This window comes from Pseudomonas sp. K2I15 (assembly GCF_002204795.1).
GTDB lineage: Bacteria > Pseudomonadota > Gammaproteobacteria > Pseudomonadales > Pseudomonadaceae > Aquipseudomonas.
Map to the genome: position 1 here is coordinate 165,950 of NZ_NIXO01000002.1, position 24,291 is coordinate 190,240.

At 61.7% G+C, this 24,291-nt stretch carries 22 protein-coding genes; 8 read left to right on the top strand and 14 right to left on the bottom strand.

Going from position 1 to position 24,291, the window contains the following annotated elements:
* Positions 1–3: 3 nt before the first annotated feature.
* From tpx to CEC48_RS02965, 11 genes are all read right to left on the bottom strand, one after another.
* Positions 4–504 (bottom strand): thiol peroxidase, encoded by a 501-nt coding sequence (tpx, locus tag CEC48_RS02915; RefSeq protein ID WP_088422367.1) that lies wholly within the window; start codon positions 502–504, stop codon positions 4–6.
* Positions 505–612: 108 nt separating this feature from the next.
* Positions 613–3,327 (bottom strand): cystathionine beta-lyase, encoded by a 2,715-nt coding sequence (gene metC / locus CEC48_RS02920; protein WP_088422368.1) that lies wholly within the window; start codon positions 3,325–3,327, stop codon positions 613–615.
* 25 nt (positions 3,328–3,352) lie between these two features.
* Positions 3,353–4,000 (bottom strand): glutathione S-transferase family protein, encoded by a 648-nt coding sequence (locus tag CEC48_RS02925; RefSeq protein WP_088422369.1) that lies wholly within the window; start codon positions 3,998–4,000, stop codon positions 3,353–3,355.
* Positions 3,997–4,593, bottom strand: coding sequence for a cysteine dioxygenase (locus tag CEC48_RS02930; protein ID WP_088422370.1), 597 nt, complete (start codon positions 4,591–4,593; stop codon positions 3,997–3,999). Before CEC48_RS02930 ends, CEC48_RS02925 begins: the two co-directional genes overlap by 4 nt.
* A 16-nt stretch (positions 4,594–4,609) precedes the next feature.
* The gene (locus CEC48_RS02935) at positions 4,610–5,434 is read right to left on the bottom strand and encodes an amino acid ABC transporter ATP-binding protein (RefSeq protein WP_088422371.1); all 825 of its coding nucleotides are present in this window, start codon (positions 5,432–5,434) and stop codon (positions 4,610–4,612) included.
* Positions 5,421–6,113 carry an amino acid ABC transporter permease gene (locus tag CEC48_RS02940; protein WP_088422372.1) on the bottom strand — a complete coding sequence of 231 codons (693 nt, stop codon included), beginning with the start codon at positions 6,111–6,113 and terminating at the stop codon, positions 5,421–5,423. The genes CEC48_RS02935 and CEC48_RS02940 overlap by 14 nt, the downstream gene beginning before the upstream one ends.
* A complete protein-coding gene (locus tag CEC48_RS02945) occupies positions 6,103–6,837 on the bottom strand; it encodes an amino acid ABC transporter permease (RefSeq protein WP_088422373.1) in 735 nt (244 codons plus the stop codon). The genes CEC48_RS02940 and CEC48_RS02945 overlap by 11 nt, the downstream gene beginning before the upstream one ends.
* On the bottom strand, positions 6,834–8,045 hold the full coding sequence (locus CEC48_RS02950) for an aminotransferase class I/II-fold pyridoxal phosphate-dependent enzyme (protein WP_088422374.1): 1,212 nt from the start codon (positions 8,043–8,045) through the stop codon (positions 6,834–6,836). Before CEC48_RS02950 ends, CEC48_RS02945 begins: the two co-directional genes overlap by 4 nt.
* Entirely contained in the window at positions 8,042–9,463 is a 1,422-nt protein-coding gene (locus CEC48_RS02955; protein WP_088422375.1) for an FAD-binding oxidoreductase, read from the bottom strand. Before CEC48_RS02955 ends, CEC48_RS02950 begins: the two co-directional genes overlap by 4 nt.
* Positions 9,456–10,262: a transporter substrate-binding domain-containing protein gene (locus CEC48_RS02960; protein ID WP_088422376.1), complete on the bottom strand. Its 807-nt coding sequence runs from the start codon at positions 10,260–10,262 to the stop codon at positions 9,456–9,458. The genes CEC48_RS02955 and CEC48_RS02960 overlap by 8 nt, the downstream gene beginning before the upstream one ends.
* A gap of 2 nt (positions 10,263–10,264) precedes the next feature.
* Positions 10,265–11,101, bottom strand: coding sequence for a transporter substrate-binding domain-containing protein (locus CEC48_RS02965; RefSeq protein ID WP_088422377.1), 837 nt, complete (start codon positions 11,099–11,101; stop codon positions 10,265–10,267).
* A 241-nt stretch (positions 11,102–11,342) separates the two neighbouring features.
* On the opposite strand from CEC48_RS02965, the gene CEC48_RS02970 reads away from it, so the two are divergent.
* Positions 11,343–12,203 carry a LysR substrate-binding domain-containing protein gene (locus tag CEC48_RS02970; RefSeq protein WP_371132002.1) on the top strand — a complete coding sequence of 287 codons (861 nt, stop codon included), beginning with the start codon at positions 11,343–11,345 and terminating at the stop codon, positions 12,201–12,203.
* A 3-nt stretch (positions 12,204–12,206) separates the two neighbouring features.
* On the opposite strand, the gene dnaQ is transcribed toward CEC48_RS02970, so the two are convergent.
* The 3 genes from dnaQ to CEC48_RS02985 all read right to left on the bottom strand — a co-directional run bounded on the left by dnaQ (position 12,207) and on the right by CEC48_RS02985 (position 14,331).
* Positions 12,207–12,947: a DNA polymerase III subunit epsilon gene (dnaQ, locus tag CEC48_RS02975; protein ID WP_176438656.1), complete on the bottom strand. Its 741-nt coding sequence runs from the start codon at positions 12,945–12,947 to the stop codon at positions 12,207–12,209.
* Positions 12,948–13,017: 70 nt separating this feature from the next.
* A complete protein-coding gene (gene rnhA, locus CEC48_RS02980; RefSeq protein WP_069075857.1) occupies positions 13,018–13,470 on the bottom strand; it encodes a ribonuclease HI in 453 nt (150 codons plus the stop codon).
* A gap of 102 nt (positions 13,471–13,572) precedes the next feature.
* Complete coding sequence (locus CEC48_RS02985) at positions 13,573–14,331, bottom strand: methyltransferase domain-containing protein (RefSeq protein WP_088422380.1); 759 nt, start codon at positions 14,329–14,331, stop codon at positions 13,573–13,575.
* 65 nt (positions 14,332–14,396) lie between these two features.
* On the opposite strand from CEC48_RS02985, the gene gloB reads away from it, so the two are divergent.
* From gloB to CEC48_RS03020, 7 genes are all read left to right on the top strand, one after another.
* Positions 14,397–15,164 (top strand): hydroxyacylglutathione hydrolase, encoded by a 768-nt coding sequence (gene gloB, locus CEC48_RS02990; protein ID WP_088422381.1) that lies wholly within the window; start codon positions 14,397–14,399, stop codon positions 15,162–15,164.
* A gap of 98 nt (positions 15,165–15,262) precedes the next feature.
* The gene (locus CEC48_RS02995; protein WP_088422382.1) at positions 15,263–16,675 is read left to right on the top strand and encodes a lytic transglycosylase domain-containing protein; all 1,413 of its coding nucleotides are present in this window, start codon (positions 15,263–15,265) and stop codon (positions 16,673–16,675) included.
* A 207-nt stretch (positions 16,676–16,882) separates the two neighbouring features.
* Complete coding sequence (locus CEC48_RS03000; protein WP_088422383.1) at positions 16,883–18,712, top strand: extracellular solute-binding protein; 1,830 nt, start codon at positions 16,883–16,885, stop codon at positions 18,710–18,712.
* Positions 18,709–20,547 (top strand): extracellular solute-binding protein, encoded by a 1,839-nt coding sequence (locus tag CEC48_RS03005; RefSeq protein WP_088422384.1) that lies wholly within the window; start codon positions 18,709–18,711, stop codon positions 20,545–20,547. The genes CEC48_RS03000 and CEC48_RS03005 overlap by 4 nt, the downstream gene beginning before the upstream one ends.
* 1 nt (position 20,548) lies before the next feature.
* Positions 20,549–21,622, top strand: a complete 1,074-nt coding sequence (locus CEC48_RS03010; protein ID WP_088422385.1) for a microcin C ABC transporter permease YejB — start codon at positions 20,549–20,551, stop codon at positions 21,620–21,622.
* Position 21,623: 1 nt separating this feature from the next.
* Complete coding sequence (locus tag CEC48_RS03015) at positions 21,624–22,643, top strand: ABC transporter permease (RefSeq protein ID WP_010171680.1); 1,020 nt, start codon at positions 21,624–21,626, stop codon at positions 22,641–22,643.
* Between the two features lies 1 nt (position 22,644).
* Entirely contained in the window at positions 22,645–24,258 is a 1,614-nt protein-coding gene (locus tag CEC48_RS03020; protein WP_088422386.1) for an ABC transporter ATP-binding protein, read from the top strand.
* Positions 24,259–24,291: the final 33 nt, after the last annotated feature.

Below are 24,291 nucleotides of genomic sequence, written 5' to 3' on the forward strand. Positions count from 1 at the left end.
CAGTTACTTCAAAACAGCCAGGGCTGCTTCGTAGTTCGGCTCTTGGCCGATTTCGCTGACCAGTTCGCTGTGCAGCACGTTGTCATTTTCGTCCAGCACTACGACGGCACGGGCGGTCAGGCCTTTGAGCGGGCCGTCAGCAATCGCAACACCGTAATCAACAGCGAAGGCTGCGTCACGGAAGTCCGACAGGTTCTTCACGTTTTCCAGGCCTTCGGCGCCGCAGAAGCGCGCTTGGGCAAATGGCAGGTCAGTGGAAACGCACAACACCACGGTGTTGTTCACGTCGTTGACCTGGGCGTTGAACTTGCGAACCGATGTGGCGCAGGTCGGGGTATCAACGCTTGGGAAGATGTTCAGCACTTTGCGCTTGCCGGCAAAGGTAGCCAGGGTTGCGTCAGACAGATCGCCGGCAGTCAGGGTAAAGGCTGGCGCCTTGGCGCCGACTTTCGGCAACTCGCCGTCGACCTGGACAGGGTTGCCACGGAGGGTAACTTGAGCCATGAACGGAATCCTTCTAGTGGTGGTAGTGAAACGAATTTCAGGTGCCGAAGTTAAACACAAAGTTCGATTGGCACCTATGGCTGGACGCAAATTGTCATGGAGCGCAGCTCAACGCCCCGCCGCCACGAACCCCTGCTGCAAGTCCTCGATCAACGCTTCCACATCTTCCAGCCCCACATGCAGGCGCACCACTGGGTTCAGTCCACGGTCGACAGCACTCTCGCGATCCTGCGTATCGCCCAGGGTGACCAGGCTTTCAAAGCCACCCCAGGACGCGCCCAGGCCGAATAGCTGCAAACCGTCGATAAACCGTTCGACGTAACCGGCATCTGCGCTGCTGAGTTCAAACGACAGCAAGCCGTTACTGCCGCTGAAGTCACGCTTCCACAGCGCATGGCCAGGATGCTCTGCCAGTGCCGGATGGAACACTCGCTTGACCTGCGGCTGCACCTGCAACCAATGGGCGATCGCCAGCGCCTGGCGCTCGTGCACATCCAGCCGGGAAGCCAGGGTGCGCGCACCACGCAGGATCAGGTACGCATCATCGGCGCTGACCGCGTTGCCAAAGGCGTCGCTCATTTTTGCCAGGGCCGGCCATACCGCTTGCGTGGTGCAGACGCTGCCCATCATCACGTCGCTGTGGCCGCCGAGGTATTTGGTCAGGGCCATGATCGAGATATCCGCGCCCAATGCCAGCGGGCGGTACAGGTAGGCCGAGCCCCAGGTATTGTCCACCGCCAGCAAGATGCCACGCGGTTTGCACAGCGCGGCAATCGCGGGCAGGTCACACAGTTCATACAGCAAGGACCCGGGTGCTTCGGCGTAGACCATTTTGGTGTTGGCTTGCAGTTGCGCTTCCAGGCCGCTGCCGTCCGGGCTGAAGTAGCTGACTTCGATGCCGAACGGCTTAAGAAACTCGCGGGCCAGCTTGCGCACCGGCGAATACACCGCGTCGGTGATCAGCACGTGGTCGCCGGGCCGCAAGTAGGCCAGGAATGTCTGCGCCGCGGCGCCCAGGCCGGTGCCATACAACCGTGTGCGGTAGCCGCCTTCAAGTTCGGTGACCAGGTCTTCCAGGGCAAACGCGGTGGGATTGCCGCGTGCACCGTAACTCAGGACGCGCTCGCTGTCGCGTCGGGAGCGGGCGTCGCGCATCTGGGCCAGGTTGTCGAACAGCACGGTGCTCAACCGGGTGATAGGTACGTTCACCGCCCGGCCGCCGCTGCCACCTTCAGTGCGCGCGGCATGAATCAGCCGGGTGCGCACGCGTGACGCTGGCGCCAATGGTTTGAGGCTGGTGATCTCCGCCTCGCTCATCTGCGCCAACAGGCCGATTTCCCAGGCCAGGTATTGGCGGGCGGCGTCCTTGTTGCCGCTGTGGCGATCGTGGGTGAAGAACAGGAAGTCGATGCACTGATTATCCGGTGGCGTTTGCGCATCTTCGATCACCGGCAAACCAGCCGCGACCCAGGCTGCGTAGCCGCCGTCGAGCAGATGCACGTCATCGCCCAATTCCAGCCCGGCAAAAGCGGCCAGCGCCGGGTCATCTGCCAGCAGTACCAAGGGGCGCGTACCGGTGGCCAACAGCGAACGGATCGACCAGCGCGAACCGGCAATGCGGCCCTTGCGATGGGCCATGCTCGGGCGCAGGTCCACCAGGTCCACGGCGTTGTCTTTCAGGGCATCGGCCAGCGCCTGTACCGAGATCAATGGCAGTGCCTTGAACGGCGCAGCCTGCTTGACCGGCAACGCCAGGCCACTCTGGATGCCCTCCTCCAGCACATACGCCTCATGCCCCAGCTGCCTCAGCCAACTGGCAACGATCGGCGCGCGCACGCCGTCGCTGTCCACCAGCACCACCCGCGCCTGACGCACGCCGATGTAAAGGTCGGTGGACTGGATCAACTGCCCGCCCGGCGTATGCTGCGCCCCCGGCAGACTGCCGGCGGCAAACTCTTCGGCAGTGCGCACATCACACAGGAACAGGCTACGGGCCGTATCTGCCACCCATTGCCGAACCTGATCCGCCTTGACGCCGACTACCCCGGCGCGCTCTGCCAGTTGCCGGGCAGCCTGGCGCTGCTGGCCCAGGTCCGTCGAAACCTGGTCGGCATAACGCCGGGTACTGCCATGTTCCAGCTTGAAATCGGCCAGGTACCAACCCTGGGTACCGTTTTCCAGGGCATAAACCGGGTTCTTCACGCCGAGGTTGATCAACGTCTGGGCGCCAATAATGCTGCGGGTACGACCCGCGCAGTTGACCACGATCGGCGTCGTCTCATCCGGCACCAGGTCATGCACGCGGTAGCCCAGCTCGCCGTTGGGGCAGCAGATGGAACCGGGAATGGTCATCTTGCGGTATTCATCGAACGGCCTGCCGTCCAGCACCACCAGCGGCTCGCCCGTGGCCTGCCAGTCCGCCAATTGTTGCGCGGTGACGTGGGGCGTGTGGCTGGCCTCTTCCACCAACTCGCCAAAAGCTTTTGACGGCACATGCACCCCGGCAAACAACTGCAAACCCGCTGCCTGCCAACCGTCAGCGCCACCTTGCAGCACATGCACATGGCCGTAGCCCAGCGCCTGTAAGCGCTGCGCCGTGCGCGCAGCCACATCGCCGCCGTCCTGGTCGTAAATCACCAGGCGCACCTGCGGATTCGGTGCCAGGCGCTGCACCTCAAGCTCCAGGCGGCTATAGGGCAGGTTTACCCCATGGAACAGGTGGGCCGCGCCGTACTGGCCGTGCTCGCGTACGTCGAACAGGGCGATTTCCTGGCCGTCGAACAGCCATTGTTGCAATTGCCCGGGTGTGATGGTCTGGCTCATGAAAGTCCCGCAAAAAAGAGATGAGTTACTGCAAGGCCAACGAACGCTCGCCGGCGGCGACTTCACGCCCCTTGGCGTAGGCCCGCTGGACTGCCGGGCGCGCCTTGATGCGCAGACGCCAAGCCTGGATGTTCGGGTAGTTCGCCAGGTCCTGGCCTTGGCGCAGGGGCTGGATCCACGGGAAAATCGCCATATCGGCCACCGAGTATTCACCCGCCACATACGGCACCTCGGCCAGGCGCTGCTCCAGCACCCGATACAGGCGCGTGGCTTCGGCGTTCAGCAAGTCCAGGGCAAAGGGAATCGGCACCGGGGCCTTCTCCTTGAATAGCTGCAACTGGCTCAGGTACGGGGTGATATGCCCCACCTGCCAGAACAGCCATTCCTGGACCTTCTGGCGCTCGGCGGTGCCGGCAGGCGGCAGGAAACGCCCGGCCTTGTCGGCCAGGTAATTCAAGATCGCGCCAGATTCGAACAGGCTCAGGGGCACTTCAAGGCTGTAGTCCACAATCGCCGGAATCCGCCCGTTGGCGCTGATGCGCTGGAAGCTTTCCTGCTTCTGCGCGCCTTCTCGGATGTTCACGGGAATCAGGCGATACTCTGCCTCCAGCTCTTCCAGCAGGATGCCGACTTTCAAGCCGTTGCCCGTAGGCCAGTAATACAGATCGATCATGCGTAGGCCTTGATCGACGGGGCCATCTGCGAGGCGTTGTAGTTGAGGATCCGCCCGTCTGCTTCAACGCCATAACGGCCATTGAGGGACTCCAGCGGCAAGCCGTACAGGTGGAAGTGCAAGGTCGCCTGCTCACCTTCAACGCGAATCCCGTGCAGGTCTTCACCGAGGAATGAGATGGAGGTGCCCGGCTGCACGATGACTTCTTTCTCCAGGGTCAGGGTGGTGAAGCCTTCCTCACGCCCTTCATCGTTGCGGCCATACACGTAGTTGATCTCCTGGCCTTCCACGGCACTGATGATCGCCCAGGTTTCATGGTTGTGGGGGATGGTGCTTTTGCCCGGCAGCAGCGAATTCAGGTACAGGGTCGGGGTGTCGCCATCATCGTTCAGGCGATAACGGAAGGCAGTGCTGCCCTGCCCCGGCACCGGCGCGGGGAATTCGGTGAAGTTGAACAAGTCCCGGCGCTCGGCCAGGGTTTCCAGCAGCCCGACGATTTCCACCAGGGCCGCGCGGTCTACGCCACGCTGGTTGATGACGCGGATCTGCTGCAGAAAGTCTTCGATAACGGCGGCACGGTTTACGGTACTCATGACGAGGGTCCTCTTGTTAGACAGACAGGCTGTAACGGCTCAAATTGGTCAACAGGTACGGATCGTGGGCAATCGGCGGCCGGCGGCCGGGATCGCCCAATGCATGGCGCAAAAACTCCTGGGTACGTTCACTGGTGGGACGCTGGAAGATCTGCTCGGCGCTGCCGTGCTCGACGATCACGCCGTTCTCGGTGAAATAGACGATGTCGCTGATCTCTTCGGCGAAGCGCATTTCATGGGTCACCAGCACGCAGGTCATGCCCTCTTCGGTCAGCTCGCGAATTACCGTCAGCACTTCGCCGACGGTTTCCGGGTCCAGCGCCGAGGTCACTTCATCGAACAGAATCAGTTCCGGGCGCATGGCCAATGCCCGGGCAATCGCCACCCGCTGCTGCTGGCCGCCGGAGAGTTGGCCGGGATAAGCATCGGCCTTGTGCTCCATGCGCACCTTGGCCAACAGCGCCCGCGCGTCTTTCTCGGCGTCGGCACGGTTGCGGCCGAGTACCTTGCGCGGGGCAATCACCAGGTTTTCCAGCACGGATAAATGCGGGAACAGGTTGTATTGCTGGAACACAAACCCGACGCGCTTGCGCAGCTCGATGCGCTGGGCTTCCTGGGTCAGGGTATCGACCCGGGTTTCGCCGACGCGGATGGTGCCGCGCTGGGGCTGCAACAGGCCGGTGATGCAGCGCAGGATGGTCGACTTGCCCGAGCCCGACGGGCCGATGATCGACACCGCCTGGCCGCGATGCACGTCGAGGTCGATGCCCTTGAGCACCCGGTTATCACCGAACGACAGCTGCAAGTCCCGCAGGCTGACCAGGGGTTCAATAGAAGGCATAACGGCGCTCCAGGCGTTGGGTCAAACGGGAAATCGGGTAGCAATAGGCGAAGAACAGCACCAGCAGGCTCAGGTAGATCACCACGGTAAAACCGGTCATGTTCACGGTGTTGCTGGCGATCTGCGCGGTATCGATCACGTCGTGCACGCCCACCAGCGAGGCCAGGGCGGTGCCCATGGTGACCACCGCGTAGAGGTTCATCCACGGCGGCAACATGCGCTTGAAACACTGGGGCAAGATGATCGAGCGGAAGATCTGGCCACGGGTGAACGCCAGTGAACGCGCAGCTTCCCACTGGGTGCTGGGGATCGAGCCGATGGCGCCGCGAAAGATCTCCGCCACGTTGGCACTGGCCGGCAATGCCAGGCCGATGGTCACCTTGACCCAGTCCGGGAACGACACATAAGAGCTGCCGATATGGATCTCGAACGGGAACACATAGGTGGTGAAATAGATCAGCACCAGCCACGGCGCATTGCGAAAGATCTGCACCCAGATCCGCGCCGGCAACCGCAGCAGGCGCAAGGGCGACATGGCCAACGCGCCTACCATCAGGCCCAACACGGAGCCGAGGGCAATCGCCACCAGGCTGATCATGATGTTCTGGCCGAAACCGCTGACCAGCGCCGGCGACCATTGCAGCAACGCCGACAGCACCGGGAATGAATCAATGGCCATAGCCGGGCATCCTCAGGCGCGCTTCCAGCCAGCGCCCCACACAATTGACGGTAAAACTCAGCAAGCCGAAAAAGCTCAGGATCAAAATCATCAGCTCCAACACGTTATCGCTCTGGGTCCAGATCATGATCGAGGCGTAGGTGATATCGCCCACCGCAATGGCCGAGGCCACGGCGGTCATTTTCACCAGGTCGATCAGGTTGTTGATCAGCGACGGCAGCGCAAAGCGCAGCGCCAATGGCAACTGCACATTCCACAGCAATTGCCGGCTGCTGAAGGCCAGGGAGCTCGCGGCTTCCAGGGTCACGGCGGGCACCGCTTCGATGCCGGCGCGCAGGGCTTCAGCGTGGAATGCGCCCTTGTGCAGCGAGATCACGATCACCACCCAGGCAAACGGCGTCAGCGGGTTGGCTGCGCCCACGGCCTGGGTCAGCAGCATGTTCAGTACCAGGAACGCGCAGTACAGCTGCACCAGGGTCGGGGTGTTGCGGGTGACTTCGATAAACACCCGCGCAGGCCGGGCCAGCCACGGGTTGCCCGAGGTCAGCAGCGCCGCCAGGCTGATCCCCGCCAGCAAACTGCCGACGATGGTGAACAGGCACAACAGCACGGTGGTCAGCGCGCCCTGCTCCAGGGTGCCGCGCTGATACGCATCCAGAAGGAAGCTGTAGTTCAGGCCGATACCGGCGGCCCAGTGCACAAAAATCTCCAGCCAATGACTCATTCGGCGCCCCGCAGTTTGCCGCAGGCGACGGCGATACGGCGCCCGGCCTCGGCCACACTGTCGGTCGCCGTGGCGATGGACAGGCGAAACCACGGCGACAGGCCGTAGGCACTGCCGGCTACACCGGCTACGCCCTCCTCCAACAAATAAGCCACCACATCACCATCATCCTTCAGGCGTTGACCATCCGGACGATAACGGCCGAGCAAACCGGCGCAGCGCACAAATACGAAGAAGCCGCCCTGGGGTTCGAGCACTTCCAGCCCGTCGACGGTACCCAGCGCCATCATCAGCAGGTCCCGGCGCAGTTGATAGGCCGCCACCTGTTCGGCCAAAAAGCCCAGCCCGCCGGTGAATGCGGCCAATGCGGCGGCCTGCCCGACGGAAGACGCACCGGAGGTGGATTGCGATTGCACCACCGCCATTGCGTTGGTCAGGGTTTGCGGCCCGGCACCGAAACCGATGCGCCAGCCGGTCATGGCGTAGGTCTTGGACACGCCGCCCACCAGCAGGCAACGGTCCTGCAAATCCGGCGTGACGTTCAGCAGGTTCTGGGCCGGGCGACCGTCGAAGCGAATGTGTTCGTAGAGTTCATCCAGCAGCACAAGTACCTGCGGGTGGCGACGCAGCACCTCGGCCAGCGCCTGTAATTCAGCCTCGCTATAGACGGCGCCGCTCGGGTTACCCGGACCGTTAAGGATCAGCCAGCGGGTGCGTTCATTGATGTGTTGCTCCAGTTGGGCCGGCAGCAGCTTGCAGCCCTGCGCCAACCCGCACTCGATAAACACCGGTTCGCCACCGTTGAAACGTACGCTGTCGGGAAATGACGGCCAGTACGGCGTCGGCACCAGCACTTGATCGCCGTCGTCGAGGGTGGCGGCGAAGGCGTTGAAGATGATCTGTTTCGCACCGTTGGCAATCACGATGTTGGGCAGCGAATAGTCCAGGTGGTTTTCTTCGGCCAGCTTGCGCTGCACCGCCACGCGCAAGGCTTTTACCCCGGGTGTCGGCGTGTATTTGGTGGCGCCCGCGGCGATGGCTGCGTAGGCGGCTTGCTTGATGTGGTCCGGGGTGTCGAAGTCCGGCTCGCCGGTGGTCAGGTCAAGAATGTCGCGGCCAGCGTCACGCAGCTCCGTGGCGCGGGATTTGGCGGCGGCGTTGGCCGACAGCGACACGCGCTGCACGCGCTTGGACAGGCGAACGGTCATGGCTGCACCTCCAGGACTTTGCCCGGGTTGAGCAGGTTTTTAGGGTCGAGGGCACGCTTGATGCGGCGCATCAGGTCCAGCTCCACCGGGCTTTTGTAGCGGCCCAGCAGGCCAACCTTGCGCTGGCCAATCCCGTGTTCGGCGCTGATGGAGCCGCCGTGGACGTGGGCGCTGTCGTGCACCAGCAAACTCAGTTCGGCGTAGTTACGCATGTGCTCATCCACCGAGGAGCCCAGCGGATGAGCGACGTTGTAATGCAGGTTGCCGTCCCCCAAGTGCCCGAACGTGAAGTTGCGCACCCCGGGAAAATTCACCTGCAACAGCGCATCGGTATGGGCCACGAAGGCGACGACCTGCGAGATCGGCACCGAGATATCGTGCTTCATATTGCGCCCGGCGCGCTTCTGCGCCTCGCTCATGTTTTCGCGCAGCAGCCACAGGGCTTCGCTTTGCGCCAGGCTTTCGGCGATCAGGGCGTCGGCCAGCAATGACTGTTCGAAGGCTTCACCGAGGACGGTTTCGAAGGCTTCGCGGGCGTGGGTTTCGCCGTGGTTATCCGACAGCTCCAGCAAGGCAAACCAGGGCTGGCTGGCCTTCAGGAACGGTTGCGGGCCTTCGGGAAATTGCTCGCGCAATAACGCCAGGCAATCGGCGCTGAGCAATTCGAATGCGGTGAGGTTGGCGCCAAAACCGGCGCGGGCGTGGGACAGGAACGCCACCGCCTGGGCCAGCTCATCAAACGCCAGCAACGCGGTGGCCTGGGCCTTGGGCAGCGGGAACAGCTTCAGGGTCGCGGCGGTGATAATGCCGAGGGTGCCTTCACTGCCGACGTACAAATCCCGCAGGTCGTAGCCGGTGTTGTCCTTGCGCAAACCGCGCAGGCCGTTCCAGATTTCGCCTTCGGCGGTGACCACTTCCAGGCCCAGGGTCAGCTCGCGGGTATTGCCATAACGCAGTACGGCAGTACCGCCGGCATTGGTGCCGAGGTTACCGCCAATGGTGCAACTGCCTTCGGCGCCGAGGCTCAGCGGAAACAGGCGACCGGCTTCGCGGGCCACGTCCTGGATGTTTTGCAGGATGCAGCCGGCTTCGACGGTCAGGGTGTCGTTGTCGGTATCGATCACGCGTACCCGGTTCATTCGGTCGAGCAACAGCAATACCGCACGGCCACTGGCATCCGGCGTCGCACCTGCCATCAAGCCGGTGTTGCCGCCCTGGACGACAATGGGTGCCTCGAGGGCCACACACGCACGCACCACGGCGGCGACTTCTTCGGTAGTGGCCGGGTGCACCACGGCGATCACCTGGCCGGTGTAGCGGCCTTGTTTGTCGGTGAGGTACTGGGCCGCCTCGTCACTGCGCTGCACATGGGCGGCGCCGAGCAGTTGTTGCAGGGTGGCGAATAGCGGTTCACTCATGGCTGTACTGCTCGTGCAGATCACGCAGGGCTTGGGACGGCGGCATGCCGGTGCGTTCGCCCAAGGCGATCAACCAGCCGCTGCGATGCCAGTCGCGCACGATGGCGTCGAGTTTGGCCTGGGTGTCGTGCTCGCCCTTGCGGACCCAGATCACGGATTTGGACGGGATCAAATCCCCCGGCAACGGGATCTCGTAACCGGACCATTCGGCATCGTCCAGCAGCGCGTGCATGGTCGGGCTGACGTGCACTGCCGCCACGCAGCCATTGCCGCGCAACGACAGCAAAGATTCGGATTGGCTGCGGAACGCCTTGATCTGCGCGCCGTAGGTTTCCTGCAGCGGCTTGATGAAGTTGCTGCCCTGGGACACGTACACCGGCTTGTCTTTAAGGTCGGCCCACTGGGTGATGCCGGCGCCCTTACGGATCAGCGCCGCGCCGCCGACTTCTTCATAGGGCGTGGGTACATAGTCGAGAATCTCGGCGCGCTCGTCGGTGTACTGCATATTGGCGATCAGCACGTCGACCTTGCCCTGTTGCAGGAACTGCACGCGGTTCGGCGCCAGTACCGAGACGGTCTTGGTCTCCACACCCAGCGCCTGGCCGAGGCCCTTGGCCAGTTCGACGTTATAGCCCAGGTGTTCGCCGGTCTTGGGGTCGAGGGTGCCAAACGGCGGGCCGCTGAGAATCACGCCGACGCTGATGGCGTGGCGTTGCTGGATCTTGTCGAGGGTAGCGTCGGCGTGGGCCAGGCTTGCGCACAAGGCCAGGCCGAGAACGCTCAGGGTGTTCAATCTCATGCTCAGGCGCCCTTGAACTGTTTCTGCAATTCCACCAGCGCCGGGGAAGCCGGGGTGATGTGGTTGCGGGTCTGGGCTTCGATCAGCCAGCCGCTGCGGTGCAGCTCCTTGACGATCGGGTCGAGTTTGGCCTGGGTGTCACCCTCGCCGCGACGGGTCCAGATCACCGACGGTGCCGGGTTCAGTTCGGGGCTGATGGTGCGGTAGTCTTTCCATTCAGCGCTGTCGTTGATCAGCGGGTTGACCAGGGTTGAGTCATGCACGGCGGCGACGCAGTTGTTGCCGCGCAGGGCCAGCAGGGATTCGGAGGAGCTTTTGAACGCTTTGATCTGCGCGCCCAGTTCGGTCAGCGGCTTCACGTAGCTGCTGCCTTGGGAGGTGCACACCGGCTGGTCCTTGAGGTCTGCCCAACGGGTGATCTTGCTGTCCTTGAGTACCGCTGCGGTGCCGCCGACCCTGTAGAACGGTGTTGGCACGAAGCCGAGGATCTCGCCGCGCTCGACGGTCCATTCCATATTGGCGATCAGCAGGTCGACCTTGCCCTGTTGCAGGAACTGCACGCGGTTGGCCGGCAGTACCGGCACCAATTGCACTTCGGCACCCAACTGACGGCCCAGCTCGTTGGCCAGGTCGACGTTCAAGCCCTTGGGCTTCTGGGTGGTGGGGTCGATGCCGCCAAACGGCCCGCCGGAGAGCAGCACGCCGACCACCAGCACATGGCGCTGCTGGATCTTGTCCAGGGTCGCATCGGCCTGAGCCACCGCGCTGCCGCCCAGGGCGATCAACGCGCCCAGGACCACAGGCAACCTTCGTTTTACCGCCGCGCGCACAAAACCCATGGAACTCCCCCTCATTAGTGATCGGCGTACCCCGACCTGATGTGGGGGCATGCTAGGGAGAGTGCCGGGCTAACGGAAATTCAAATATCTCATATCGTTATAACTTCCCGTATATGGACGACCTCGTTTTTGGCCATATACTCGCAATCATTAGCTCCCGCAAAAATCCGGCGCGACAACACATAAATATATGTAATGTTTATCTTCGCACCCTTGATATAAAAATTGCCCTGGAATGGCCATGTCGACCCTCGATCTTGAACTGCTCCGCACCTTTATCGCCGTGGTCGACCACCACAGCTTCGCCGAAGCCGGCACCCACCTGGCCCGCACACAATCCTCTGTCACCCAGCATATGCAGCGCCTGGAGCAACAAGTGGGCGTCAGCCTGTTTGAAAAACGCGGCCGGCAAAAACAGCTGACGGAGCCGGGCTTGCAGCTGTTGCGGCATGCGCGGCAGATGCTGTCACTGAATGACGATGCGCTTAACTCCCTGCGCGAAAGCAGCCTCAGCGGCGTGCTGCGCATCGGCTCGCCCCACGACATCGCCGACACCATCCTGCCGCCGATCCTCAGCCACATCGCCCGCTCGGCGCCGCGCCTACGCCTGGAAATCGACGTGGGCCGCAGCCCGTTCCTGATGGATGATTTGCACCGAGGCAAGGTCGACATGGTGATTTCCACCCGCGCAGACGCCAACCTTGAAGGCTTTGCGTTGCGCACCTCGCCGGTGTGGTGGATTTGTTCGGCGCAATACATTCACTCGCCGAGCGAGCCGCTGCCATTGATTCTGGTGGATGAGCCGAGCATCTATCGGCGTTATGCGCTGGAGGCGCTGGAACGCGCGAACATCCCATGGAGGCAGGCGTATCTGGCGTCGAACCTGATCGGGATCAAGGCGGCAACCCGCGCAGGGCTGGGCGTGACCCCACGGAGCATGGAAATGCTCGGGCCGGACATGCGGGTATTGGGGGAGAACGATGGGCTGCCGAGGATGCCGGAGGTGACGTATTACCTGTGGATCCGCCCGAACACGGCGAACCCGATTGCGCGCAAGGCTTATGATTTGATCAGGGCCAGCCAGGGGCTGGCACTGGGGTAACGGTTATTGCTGGGTCAATTGGGTCCACAGCGCCGGGGCACCGGCAGATTTTGCGATCGCCTCAAGGCGCTCCGCATGTTCGATCATGTCCTGCTCGCTGGCACGAATGATCGCCGTCGGCTGCCGATCCGCTGGCAGGCGGCGGATTTCCGAAGGACGATTGCCCGAGCCTTCTGCCGAACCGTTGCCGTCCGAGGCGTTGCCGGCCAGGGAGAGGCTGGTCTGGCCGCCGGTCATGGTCAGGTAAACGTCGGCGAGAATCTCGGAGTCGAGCAAGGCGCCGTGGAGTTCACGGCCGGAGTTGTCGACGCCATAGCGTTTGCACAAGGCATCGAGGCTGTTGCGCTGGCCCGGGTGACGCTCACGGGCCATCATCAAGGTATCGAGGATCGAGCAGTGCCGGGTGATGTCAGCCCGGTCAGTTGCGCCCATCAGTGCGAATTCGTTGTTGATGAAGCCAACGTCGAACGCCGCGTTATGGATGATCAGTTGTGCGCCGTTGATGAACTCGAAGAACTCATCGGCCACTTCGGCAAAACGCGGCTTGCCCACCAGGAATTCGTTGGTGATGCCGTGGACGCCGATGGCGCCTTCGTCACTTTCCCGATCCGGTTGCAGGTAGACGTGGAAGTGCCGGCCGGTGAGGCGGCGCCCCATCAGTTCGACACAGCCGATTTCAATGATCCGGTGGCCGTCGGTCACCGGCATGCCGGTGGTTTCGGTATCGAGTACAACAGATCGGATGGCCATCAGGGTTCAGCTCTCAACGGTTTGGTACATTTCAAGGGGCGGGATCTTAACACGTCAACCGGCATCAGCTCTGCTTGTAGCCGCGCACTTCATCCACACCGCGGTTGGCCAGTTGGTCGGCCCGCTCGTTGCCGTGATGGCCGATATGCCCGCGCACCCATTTCCAGGTGATGTTGTGGCGGTTGCATTGCTCATCGAGCAACTGCCACAGGTCGGCGTTTTTCACCGGCTCCTTGGCGGCGGTTTTCCAGCCGCGCTTCTTCCAATTGACCATCCACTCGTTGATGCCCTTCATCACGTATTGGGAGTCGGTTACCAGCAACACGTCGCAACGACGCTTGAGCTCTTCAAGGCCACGGATCGCGCCCATCAGCTCCATGCGGTTGTTGGTGGTGTTGGCTTCGCCGCCCCACAGCTCCTTCTCCACGCCCTTGCACACCAGCAAAGCGCCCCATCCGCCGGGGCCCGGGTTGCCCTTGCAGGCGCCATCGGTGAAGAGTTCTACGCTATCGGTCATTTCACTATCCATTAAAGCGGGATCCATCAAAGCGGGTTGCCGATAATCGACCGACAAAGGCCCGAGGTCGAGAGGCTCGACCTGAAATCAAAAAGGTATTTTTTACTGTTCGCTCTGCTTGCGATTGACCTTGGCCATCGGCATCGGCACCAGCTTGCCCATCGGCTCGCGGCGTACCTGACGCACCGGGCGCAGGCCAACGACGATCTTGCGCGCCACCAACAAGTAGAAACCACCGCCAGACAATTGCCAGGCACCGGCCCTGCGTTCCCAGCCGGCCAGGCGGCCCTGCCACTTGGCGGACGCAAGCGGCGGACGATAGCACCCGAAGCGGCGTTTCTCCAGCGCAAAGCCCAGCAGGTTCAACCAGTCGCCCACGCGCGACGGCGAGATACAGCGCGCCTGGCGCAGCGCGTCATGGGCGAACACATGGCGCAAACCCCAACTGCTCCAGGGGTTGATGCCGATGATCAGCAAATGGCCACCTGGGCGCACACTGCTCGCGGCTTCGCGCAGCAACCCATGGGGCGACAGGCAGAAATCCAGGCCATGCTGCAACACCACCACGTCGGCGGCATGCTCGCTCAACGGCCAGGCCTGCTCCTCGCAAACAATCTCCACCCCCGGCAACGGCGCCCCCAGGCGCACATTGCGTTGCACCTGAGGTGCCGACGGCGGGGTTTGTGCCGACGGGCCGTAATGCACCAGGTAACCACCAAAGAACCGGCCCAGCTCGTCTTCGAGCATGCGCCGTTCTTCATCCAGCAAAAATTGCCCGATAGGCCCGGACAGCCATTCACGGGCGGCACTGATCAGTGCCAGCCACTCGGGATCGGCCTGGGCGAACGCTTTATCAGTCATTGCATTCTCCAACTCGCCAAGAAGTTCTAAGATGCACCAATGTGTTCAGCTTGGCGAATCAAAGAATGATACAGATCAGTGCCCTGCCCGCCTTCACCGATAACTACATCTGGTTGTTACAGGATCAGCCGAACAAGCGCTGCGCAGTGGTCGATCCCGGCGATGCCGCGCCCGTGCTGGCCTGGCTCCAGCAGCACCCCGACTGGAGCCTCAGCGACATCCTGGTGACTCACCATCACCATGATCATGTCGGCGGCGTCGAGCAACTTAAAAGTGTTTCAGGCGCCAGGGTCTACGGCCCGGCGAATGAAAAGATCCCGGCGCGCGATGTTGCCCTCCAGGATAACGACCGCATCAATGTGCTGGGCTGGGACTTCGAGGTGTTTGCCGTACCCGGTCACACCCTCGGCCATATCGCCTTTTATCACCAGGGCGTGCTGTTTTGTGGCGACACCCTGTTCGCCGCCGGTTGTGGCCGGCTGTTCGAAGGCACTCCACAACAAATGCACACCTCGCTGGAACGCCTGGCGGCACTGCCGGCGAACACGCTGGTGTACTGCACCCATGAATACACACAAAGCAACCTGAAATTCGCCCAGGCCGTGGAACCGCATAACGCGGATATCGCCGAACGGGTAGAGAACGTGCGGCAACTGCGGGCCAACGGCGAGATTACGTTGCCTTCGACCCTGGCCCTGGAAAAACTCACAAATCCTTTTCTGCGGACCTCTGAAACATCCGTTAAAGAAAAAGCGGACGAACGGAATGGTCGGGATAACAGGGCCGGGAGCGAGGTATTTGCTAGCTTGAGGTCGTGGAAAGATACGTTCTAAGCGCGCGAAATTTAGTACGTAATTTCTGAATGGTTGACCGCAACCAAAGCGCTTTCTAGAATCGCCCGACATTTTTGCCCGGAACTTACTTCCAGCCAATGTCGTCATCTATTCGTAAAACCAACCATTCAGACGCATTGACCCGCCTGGCTCAAGCCGTGGCGGTGGCTGTGTCCGCTACTCTGGCGGGCTGCCAATCGACTAATTTTGCCGCACAATCCACCGTGCAACCCAAACCAAACCTTACCGCCAAGATCAAGCAAAAACCCATTTGGCTATCAGAGAAGCCGAGCCCGGAAGTGCCCCAGGATGTCTGGGAACGCATGCGCCGGGGCTTTCAATTGCAGGACGGGCTGGGCGTCAACCCGCGCATTGAACAGCAACGATTGTGGTTTGCCAGTAACCCCTCCTTCCTCGAGAACGCCGGCGAACGCGGCAGCCTCTACATTCATTACATCGTCGAACGCCTTGAAGAACGCAACATGCCCCTGGAGCTGGCGCTGCTGCCAGTGATTGAAAGTGCCTACAACCCAATGGCCTATTCGCGCAGCGACGCGGTCGGCCTCTGGCAGTTCGTTCCCGCCACCGGGCGCTACTTCAACCTGCGCCAGACCCGCGCCTACGACGGCCGCCGCGACATCACCGCCTCCACCACCGCCGCCCTGGACTATCTGACACGTCTGCATGACATGTTCAACGGCGACTGGCTGCTGGCCCTGGCGGCTTACAACGCAGGTGAAGGCACGGTCAGCCGGGCCATCGAGCGTAACGAGAAGCTCGGCTTGCCGACGGACTACTGGAACCTGCCACTGCCCCAGGAAACCAAAGACTACGTGCCCAAGTTCCTGGCGCTGTCCCAGGTGGTGCTGGCCCCCGAGGCGTACGGCGTCAACCTGAACCCGATTGCCAACACGCCGTACTTTGAAGTGGTAGAAATCAAAACGAGCATGGACCTGTCACGGGTCGCCGCGCTGGCCGAGATCGACGAAGACGAACTGTTCCAGCTCAACCCGGCCTTGAAGCAGCGCACCACCCTGGACGGCCCGCAGCATTTGCTGGTGCCCACCTCCAAGGCGCAGTTGCTGGCCAGCAGCCTTTCGGCAATGAAGCCGGAAGAATTGCTAAGCATGCGCCCGAAAAAGCCGGTGTTCGACGACGTTGAGCACAAGACCATTGCCGGTCGCACACGCAACTACAAGGTCCGCAGCGGCGACAACCTGACGCTGATTGCCAAGGCCAACAAGGTCGACGTGCATGATTTGCAGCGCTGGAACAAGCTCAATGGCCAGGCGCTGAAGGTTGGCCAGACCCTGGTGATGCAGGACACCCGCAAGCTGGTGGCCAAGGCTGACAGCAAGAAGCCGGTGCAATACAAGGTCAAGAAAGGCGACTCGCTGTACATCGTCGCCAAGCGCTTCAACGTTGAGATGCAACATCTCAAGCGCTGGAACCCGCGCACGGGCCAGGCGCTGAAGCCTGGCCAGATGCTGGTGGTTTCAGGCCCGAGATAACACCGCAAACCCTGTAGGAGCGAGCGTGCTCGCGAAAAACGCAAGCACGCCGCGTTAATTCAGAATGCCAGCGTTATCGTTGGCGTCCTTCGCGAGCAAGCTCGCTCCTACAGGTATCCCACCCCACTTCAACAGCCTTTTTCCAATCGGAACAAGCTGTTACTGTACCGATCATAAAGCCCAAGCCGCCTGGATCGGATCTCTGACTTGAAGCGTCCCCTCCTTCTACTAATAAGTCTGGCCTTGAGCTTTTCCGCGAACGCGACCATTACCGAGAGCCACGGTTATGCGCAGTTCGGCACGCTCAAGTACCCGGCCAAATTCACCCACTTCGACTGGGTAAACCCCGCAGCGCCCAAGGGCGGCACCTTGCGGGTCATGGCGTTTGGCACGTTCGACACCCTCAACCCCTATACCTTCAAGGGTTCCAGCCCGGTTTCCACCGCCAACTTCCTGCAATACGGGGTCAACGAGCTCAATGAGCCGCTGATGGTCGGCACCGGCCAGTACGCGCCTTCCGGCGACGAACCAACCTCCAGCTACGGCCTGATTGCCCAATCGGTGGAATACAGCGAGGACCGCAGTTGGGTGGTATTCAACCTTCGCCCTGAAGCACGCTTCCACGATGGCAAGCCGATTACCGCCTACGACGTGGCGTTTTCCTATCGTACTCTGCTGACCGAAGGCCATCCGCAATACCGCACCAACCTGCAGGAAGTGGCCCGGGTCGACATTCTTAACCGGCATCGCATTCGTTTTGTGTTCAAGCGCGCCGGTAATCCGCTGCTGATCCTGCGCCTGGGCGAGCTGCCAGTATTGCCCCAGCATTACTGGAAAAACCGTGATTTCAAGGCCACCACCTTCGAGCCGCCGCTGGGCAGCGGGCCTTACCGCATCACCAAGGTCAGCCCGGGGCGGCAACTGGTGTTCGAGCGGGTCAAGGATTACTGGGGCAAGGACCTGGCGGTCAACCGTGGTTTCTATAACTACGACAAAGTCGAGGTGGAGTTCTACCGCGACAGCGACGTGGCCTTCGAAGCGTTCAAGGCCGGCGAATTCGATATCTATATCGAGCACCAGGCGAAGAACTGGGCCAACGGCTACAACTTCCCGGCGGTCAACCGTGGCGATGTGATCAAGGCGCAGATCGCCCACCAGATCCCGACCCAAAGCCAGGGCCTATTCATGAACAGCCGGCGCCCGGCCTTCAGCCAGGCAAAGGTCCGCGAGGCCTTGGGCTTGATGTTCGATTTCGAGTGGACCAACCGCACCCTGTTCAGCGGAGCCTATAAGCGCACCCTCAGTTACTACCCCAACAGCGAATTTTCCGCCACCGGCGTGCCGACCGGCCATGAATGGCTGATGCTGTCACCGTATCGCGATCAACTGCCGGCCAACCTGTTGACCCAGCCTTTCAGCCTGCCCCAGACCGACGGTCGCGGCATCCCCCGGGAAACCCTGCGCCGCGCCCTCGCCTTGCTGGCCGAAGCCGGCTGGAAGCTGTCCGGGCAACGCCTGCTCAACAGTGACGGGCAGCCGCTGCGCCTGGAGATTCTGCTGGTGAATCCGAACCTGGAGCGCATCCTGCAGCCTTATGTCGAGAATCTGACAAGCATTGGCGTCGACGCCCGCTTGCGCACGGTAGACCGCGCACAGTACAAACAACGCCTCGATCAATTCGACTTCGACATGATTCTGATGACCCTCAACCAGACCCTCAGCCCCGGCCTTGAGCAGTGGCAGTACTTTCACTCCAGCCAGGCGGGGATCAAGGGCAGCAAAAACTACGCAGGCATCGCCAACCCGGTGGTCGACCATCTGCTGGAACAGCTGCTGGCGGCGCAAACCCGTGAAGAACAATTGGCCGCCGGCCGGGCGCTCGACCGCGTGCTGCTGTGGCAGCACTACAGTATTCCCAACTGGTACCTCAACTATCATCGCCTGGCGTACCGCAACCGGTTCGCCTTCGTCACCACGCCGCCCTACAGCCTGGGCCTGAGCGCATGGTGGCTGAAAGCTTCGGAGAAAGCCCAATGATACCTTTGCGTACTGCATTCCTTGGCGGCCTGCTGTTTTGCGCTGCGGCCAGTGCGGCCCCGCAACACGCCCTGACCCTCTACAACGAACCACCCAAGTACCCCGCCGATTTCAAACATGTCGACTACGTAAACCCGCAGGCGCCCAAGGGTGGCACCTTCCGCGAGTCCAGCATGGGCGGCTTCGACAGCCTCAACCCGTTCATCAGCAAGGGCGTGCCGGCAGACAATATCGGCCTGATCTACGACACCCTCGCCCAGCAAAGCCTGGACGAACCCATCACCGAATACGGCCTGGTGGCCGGCAAGATCGAAAAGGCCCCGGACAATAGTTGGGTGCGCTTCTACATTCGCCCCGAAGCACGCTTCCACGACGGCCACCCGATCCGCGCCGAAGACGTGGTGTTCAGCTTCCAGACGCTGATGAAAGACGGTTCGCCGATCTACAAAACCTACTACGCCGACGTCGATGAAGTGGTCGCCGAAGACCCGCTGCGCGTGCTGTTCAAGTTCAAGCGCACCAACAACCGCGAGTTGCCGCTGATCCTCGGACAACTGACGGTATTGCCCAAGCATTACTGGGAGACCCGCGACTTCTCCAAGGGCAACCTGGAGATTCCATTGGGCAGCGGCCCGTACAAGGTGGCCGAGGTCAAGGCCGGACGGTCGATCCGCTACGAGCGGGTCAAGGACTACTGGGCCAAGGACCTGCCGATCAACAAGGGCTTTTACAACTTCGATTACCGCGTCACCGATTACTACCGCGACAACACGGTAGCGCTTGAAGCGCTCAAGGCCGGGCAGTTCGATTACTGGCTGGAAATCAGCGCGAAAAACTGGGCCAACGCCTACAACACCCCCGCCGTTGCCCAGGGCCGCCTGATCAAGGAAGAAATCCCCAACGGTAATCCCACCGGGATGCAGGGCTTCGTGTTCAACATCCGCAAGCCGATGTTCCAGGACGTACGCGTGCGCAAGGCCATCAGCCTGCTGCTGGACTTCGAATGGAGCAACAAGCAACTGTTCAATGGCGCCTACACCCGCAGCCGCAGCTATTTCGAAAACTCCGAGATGGCCGCCACCGGCCTGCCCGGGCCGGCCGAGCTGGCGATTCTGGAACCGCTGCGGGACAAGATCCCGCCCCAGGTGTTTACCGAAGCCTTCGAGCCAGCCAAGACCGACGCCAGCGGCATGATCCGCACCCAGCAGCGCGAGGCCTACCAGTTACTGCAAGAGGCCGGCTGGAAAATCGTCGACGACAAGATGGTCGACACCACCGGCAAACCGGTAACCATCGAGTTTCTGCTGGCCCAGACCGAGTTCGAACGTATCCTGTTGCCGTTCAAGCGCAACCTGGCGGACTTGGGGATAGACCTGGTGATTCGCCGGGTCGACGTCTCGCAGTACATCAACCGCATTCGCTCGCGGGATTTCGACATGGTGGTGGGCAGCTTCCCGCAGTCCTCTTCACCCGGTAATGAACAGCGCGAGTTCTGGAAGTCGTCCAGTGCCGACAAGCCCGGCAGCCGCAACTACATCGGCCTGAAAGACCCGGCCATCGACCAACTGGTGGAAGAACTCATCGACTCCGACTCGCGCAAGAGCCTGGTGGCCCACGCCAAGGCCCTGGACCGCGTGCTGCAGTTCGGCTACTACGTGATCCCGAACTGGCACATCAAGACCTTCCGCGTGGCGTATTGGGACCACCTCGGCCATCCGAACGTCTCACCGCGCTATGACGTCGGCACCGCCACCTGGTGGAGCAAACCCGACGCCAAGCCTGCGGTAACCCTGGACACCAACCAAAGCGCCGATCCGGCGAGCGGGGGCGACTGAGATGCTGGCCTATATTTTTCGCCGACTGCTGCTGATCATCCCGACCCTGTTCGGCATTTTGCTGATCAACTTTGTGATCATCCAGGCCGCGCCCGGTGGCCCGGTGGAGCAAATGATCGCCAAGCTAGAAGGCTTTGAAGGCGCCACCAGCCGCATCGCCGGTGGCGGCGCCGAAGTCTCGGTGGCCGGCTCCAGCTACCGCGGCGCCCAAGGCCTGGACCCGGCGCTGGTGAAGGAAATCGAGAAGATGTACGGCTTCGACAAGTCAGCACCGGAACGCTTGTGGATCATGGTCAAGAACTACGCCAGGCTGGACTTTGGCGACAGCTTCTTCCGCGATGCCAAGGTCATCGACCTGATCAAGGAGAAGATGCCGGTGTCCATTTCCCTGGGGTTATGGAGCACGCTGATCATGTACCTGGTGTCGATCCCACTGGGGATCGCCAAAGCCACACGACACGGTAGCCATTTTGACGTGTGGACCAGTTCGGCCATCATCGTCGGCTATGCGATCCCGGCGTTCCTGTTTGCGATCCTGCTGATCGTGGTGTTCGCCGGTGGCAGTTACTTCGACTGGTTTCCGTTACGCGGGCTCACGTCCAACAACTTCGACGAGTTGAGCTGGGGCGGCAAGATCCTCGATTACTTCTGGCACCTTGCCCTGCCCGTCACCGCCCTGGTGATCGGCAACTTCGCGACCATGACGCTGCTCACCAAAAACAGCTTCCTCGACGAGATCAACAAGCAATACGTGGTCACCGCCAAAGCGAAGGGCCTGACCAACCACCGCGTGCTCTACGGCCATGTGTTTCGCAACGCAATGCTGCTGGTGATTGCCGGCTTCCCGTCGGCCTTTATCGGCATCTTCTTTACCGGATCGTTGCTGGTGGAAGTGATCTTCTCCCTCGACGGCCTGGGCTTGATGAGCTTTGAAGCGGCGATCAACCGCGACTACCCGGTGGTGTTTGGCACGCTGTTTATCTTCACCCTGCTGGGGCTGGTGGTGAAACTGATCGGTGACCTCACCTACACCCTGGTCGATCCGCGCATCGACTTCTCCAGCCGGGAGCATTGAGATGAATCTATCCCCCCTCAATCGTCGCCGGTTCGAGCGCTTCAAGGCCAACAAGCGTGGCTGGTGGTCGCTGTGGCTGTTCCTGATCCTGTTCGGCCTGAGCCTGGGCGCCGAGTTGATCGCCAACGACAAGCCGCTGGCGGTGCATTACGACGGCGACTGGTATTTCCCGGCACTCAAGCGTTACCCCGAGACCACCTTCGGCGGCGAATTCCCGCTGGAGGCCAACTACAAAAGCCCCTATATCCAGGAGCTGCTCAAGGCCAAGGATGCCTGGACGTTGTGGGCGCCGATCCCGTTCAGCTACCAGAGCATCAACTATGACCTGAAGGTGCCGGCCCCGGCCCCGCCGTCGCGGGACAACCTGCTGGGCACCGATGACCAGGGCCGCGATGTGCTGGCGCGGGTGATCTACGGCTTCAGGATTTCCGTGCTGTTTGCGCTGACGCTCACCGTGCTCAGTTCGATCATCGGCGTGATCGCCGGTGCCTTGCAGGGCTTCTACGGCGGCTGGGTCGACCTGGCCGGCCAGCGCTTCCTGGAGATCTGGTCCGGCTTGCCGGTGCTGTACCTGCTGATCATCCTTGCCAGTTTTGTGCAGCCCAATTTCTGGTGGCTGCTGGGCATCATGCTGCTGTTTTCCTGGATGAGCCTGGTGGACGTGGTGCGCGCCGAGTTCCTGCGCGGGCGCAACCTGGAATACGTGCGCGCGGCACGGGCGCTGGGGATGCAGAACGGCGCGATCATGTTCCGCCATATCCTGCCCAACGCCATGGTCTCCACCATGACCTTCATGCCGTTCATCCTCACCGGCGCGATCGGCACCCTTACGGCCCTGGACTTCCTGGGCTTTGGCCTGCCCGCTGGTTCGCCGTCCCTGGGTGAACTGGTGGCGCAGGGCAAATCCAACCTGCAAGCGCCGTGGCTGGGCATGAGTGCCTTCGCCGTGCTGGCGATCATGTTGAGTTTGCTGGTGTTTATCGGCGAGTCCGCTCGCGATGCCTTCGACCCGAGGAAATGAGATGAATCAGGACAATCTGATCGAAGTCCGCGACCTCTCCGTCGAGTTCGTCGTAGGCAACACCCACCAGCGTGTGGTGAACAACGTCAGTTTCGACATCAAGCGCGGGGAAACCCTGGCGCTGGTGGGCGAAAGCGGCTCCGGCAAGTCGGTCACAGCGCACTCGATTCTGCGCCTGCTGCCCTACCCGCTGGCGCGTCACCCATCGGGGACAATCCAGTACGCCAACCACGACCTGCTGACGCTGAAAGAAAAGACCATCCGGCATATTCGCGGCAACCGGATTGCGATGATTTTCCAGGAGCCGATGACCTCGTTGAACCCGCTGCATTCCATCGAAAAGCAGATCAACGAAGTGCTCGGCCTGCACAAGGGGCTGACCGGCAAGGTCGCCACCAAACGCACCCTCGAATTGCTCGAACTGGTGGGCATCCCCGAACCCCACAAACGCCTCAAGGCCCTGCCCCACGAGCTCTCGGGCGGCCAGCGCCAGCGGGTGATGATCGCCATGGCCCTGGCCAATGAGCCAGAGCTGTTGATTGCGGACGAGCCGACCACGGCGCTCGACGTCACCGTGCAGCTGAAGATTCTGGAGTTGCTCAAGGAGTTGCAGGCGCGACTGGGCATGGCCCTGCTGTTGATCAGTCACGACTTGAACCTGGTAAGGCGGATTGCCCACCGAGTATGTGTGATGCAAAAAGGCTGCATCGTCGAGCAGGCCGAATGCGAAACCCTGTTCCAGTCGCCACAACACCCTTACACCCAGGAACTGTTGGCAGCCGAACCCAGCGGTGGGCCTGCTACCAATGAAATCGGCCCGCCGTTGCTGGAAGTCGAGGACCTGAAAGTCTGGTTCCCGATCAAGAAAGGTTTCCTGCGCAACACCGTCGATTACGTCAAGGCGGTGGATGGCATCAACTTCAGCCTGCCCCAGGGCCAGACACTGGGCATCGTCGGTGAAAGCGGCTCGGGCAAATCCACCCTGGGCCTGGCGATTCTGCGGCTGATTGCGAGTAAAGGCGGCATCCGCTTCGAAGGCCATCAGATGGACAAACTCAGCCAGCAGCAGGTGCGACCGCTGCGCCGGGAAATGCAGGTGGTGTTCCAGGACCCGTTCGGCAGCCTGAGCCCACGCATGTGCGTGAGCGAGATCGTCGGCGAAGGCCTGCGCATCCACAAGATGGGCACTGCGGCCGAGCAGGAAGTGGCGGTTATCGCAGCGCTGAAGGAAGTGGGCCTGGACCCCGAAACCCGCCATCGCTACCCCCACGAATTCTCCGGCGGCCAACGCCAGCGCATTGCTATCGCCCGCGCACTGGTGCTCAAGCCCCGGTTGATCCTGCTGGATGAACCGACCTCGGCTCTTGACCGCACCGTGCAGCGCCAGGTGGTGGAATTGCTGCGTAACCTGCAGGCCAAATATAACCTGACCTACCTGTTCATCAGCCACGATCTGGCGGTGGTCAAGGCCTTGAGTCACCAGTTGATGGTGATCAAGCATGGGCAGGTGGTGGAACAAGGCGATGCCTCCGCGATCTTCGCCAACCCCCAACATGCCTATACCCGGCAATTGCTCGAGGCGGCGTTTCTGGTGCCCGGCCCCGAGCCCCTCTAATCGAACTTCCTGTGTGGCCGCGATAGCCGTTCA

Excerpts from the sequence above, each read along its gene's own strand:
- tpx (WP_088422367.1), bottom strand. The coding sequence starts at position 504 with ATGGCTCAAGTTACCCTCCGTGGCAACCCTGTCCAGGTCGACGGCGAG.
- metC (WP_088422368.1), bottom strand. The coding sequence starts at position 3,327 with ATGAGCCAGACCATCACACCCGGGCAATTGCAACAATGGCTGTTCGAC.
- CEC48_RS02925 (WP_088422369.1), bottom strand. The coding sequence starts at position 4,000 with ATGATCGATCTGTATTACTGGCCTACGGGCAACGGCTTGAAAGTCGGC.
- CEC48_RS02930 (WP_088422370.1), bottom strand. The coding sequence starts at position 4,593 with ATGAGTACCGTAAACCGTGCCGCCGTTATCGAAGACTTTCTGCAGCAG.
- CEC48_RS02935 (WP_088422371.1), bottom strand. The coding sequence starts at position 5,434 with ATGCCTTCTATTGAACCCCTGGTCAGCCTGCGGGACTTGCAGCTGTCG.
- CEC48_RS02940 (WP_088422372.1), bottom strand. The coding sequence starts at position 6,113 with ATGGCCATTGATTCATTCCCGGTGCTGTCGGCGTTGCTGCAATGGTCG.
- CEC48_RS02945 (WP_088422373.1), bottom strand. The coding sequence starts at position 6,837 with ATGAGTCATTGGCTGGAGATTTTTGTGCACTGGGCCGCCGGTATCGGC.
- CEC48_RS02950 (WP_088422374.1), bottom strand. The coding sequence starts at position 8,045 with ATGACCGTTCGCCTGTCCAAGCGCGTGCAGCGCGTGTCGCTGTCGGCC.
- CEC48_RS02955 (WP_088422375.1), bottom strand. The coding sequence starts at position 9,463 with ATGAGTGAACCGCTATTCGCCACCCTGCAACAACTGCTCGGCGCCGCC.
- CEC48_RS02960 (WP_088422376.1), bottom strand. The coding sequence starts at position 10,262 with ATGAGATTGAACACCCTGAGCGTTCTCGGCCTGGCCTTGTGCGCAAGC.
- CEC48_RS02965 (WP_088422377.1), bottom strand. The coding sequence starts at position 11,101 with ATGGGTTTTGTGCGCGCGGCGGTAAAACGAAGGTTGCCTGTGGTCCTG.
- CEC48_RS02970 (WP_371132002.1), top strand. The coding sequence starts at position 11,343 with ATGTCGACCCTCGATCTTGAACTGCTCCGCACCTTTATCGCCGTGGTC.
- rnhA (WP_069075857.1), bottom strand. The coding sequence starts at position 13,470 with ATGACCGATAGCGTAGAACTCTTCACCGATGGCGCCTGCAAGGGCAAC.
- CEC48_RS02985 (WP_088422380.1), bottom strand. The coding sequence starts at position 14,331 with ATGACTGATAAAGCGTTCGCCCAGGCCGATCCCGAGTGGCTGGCACTG.
- gloB (WP_088422381.1), top strand. The coding sequence starts at position 14,397 with ATGATACAGATCAGTGCCCTGCCCGCCTTCACCGATAACTACATCTGG.
- CEC48_RS02995 (WP_088422382.1), top strand. The coding sequence starts at position 15,263 with ATGTCGTCATCTATTCGTAAAACCAACCATTCAGACGCATTGACCCGC.
- CEC48_RS03005 (WP_088422384.1), top strand. The coding sequence starts at position 18,709 with ATGATACCTTTGCGTACTGCATTCCTTGGCGGCCTGCTGTTTTGCGCT.
- CEC48_RS03010 (WP_088422385.1), top strand. The coding sequence starts at position 20,549 with ATGCTGGCCTATATTTTTCGCCGACTGCTGCTGATCATCCCGACCCTG.
- CEC48_RS03015 (WP_010171680.1), top strand. The coding sequence starts at position 21,624 with ATGAATCTATCCCCCCTCAATCGTCGCCGGTTCGAGCGCTTCAAGGCC.
- CEC48_RS03020 (WP_088422386.1), top strand. The coding sequence starts at position 22,645 with ATGAATCAGGACAATCTGATCGAAGTCCGCGACCTCTCCGTCGAGTTC.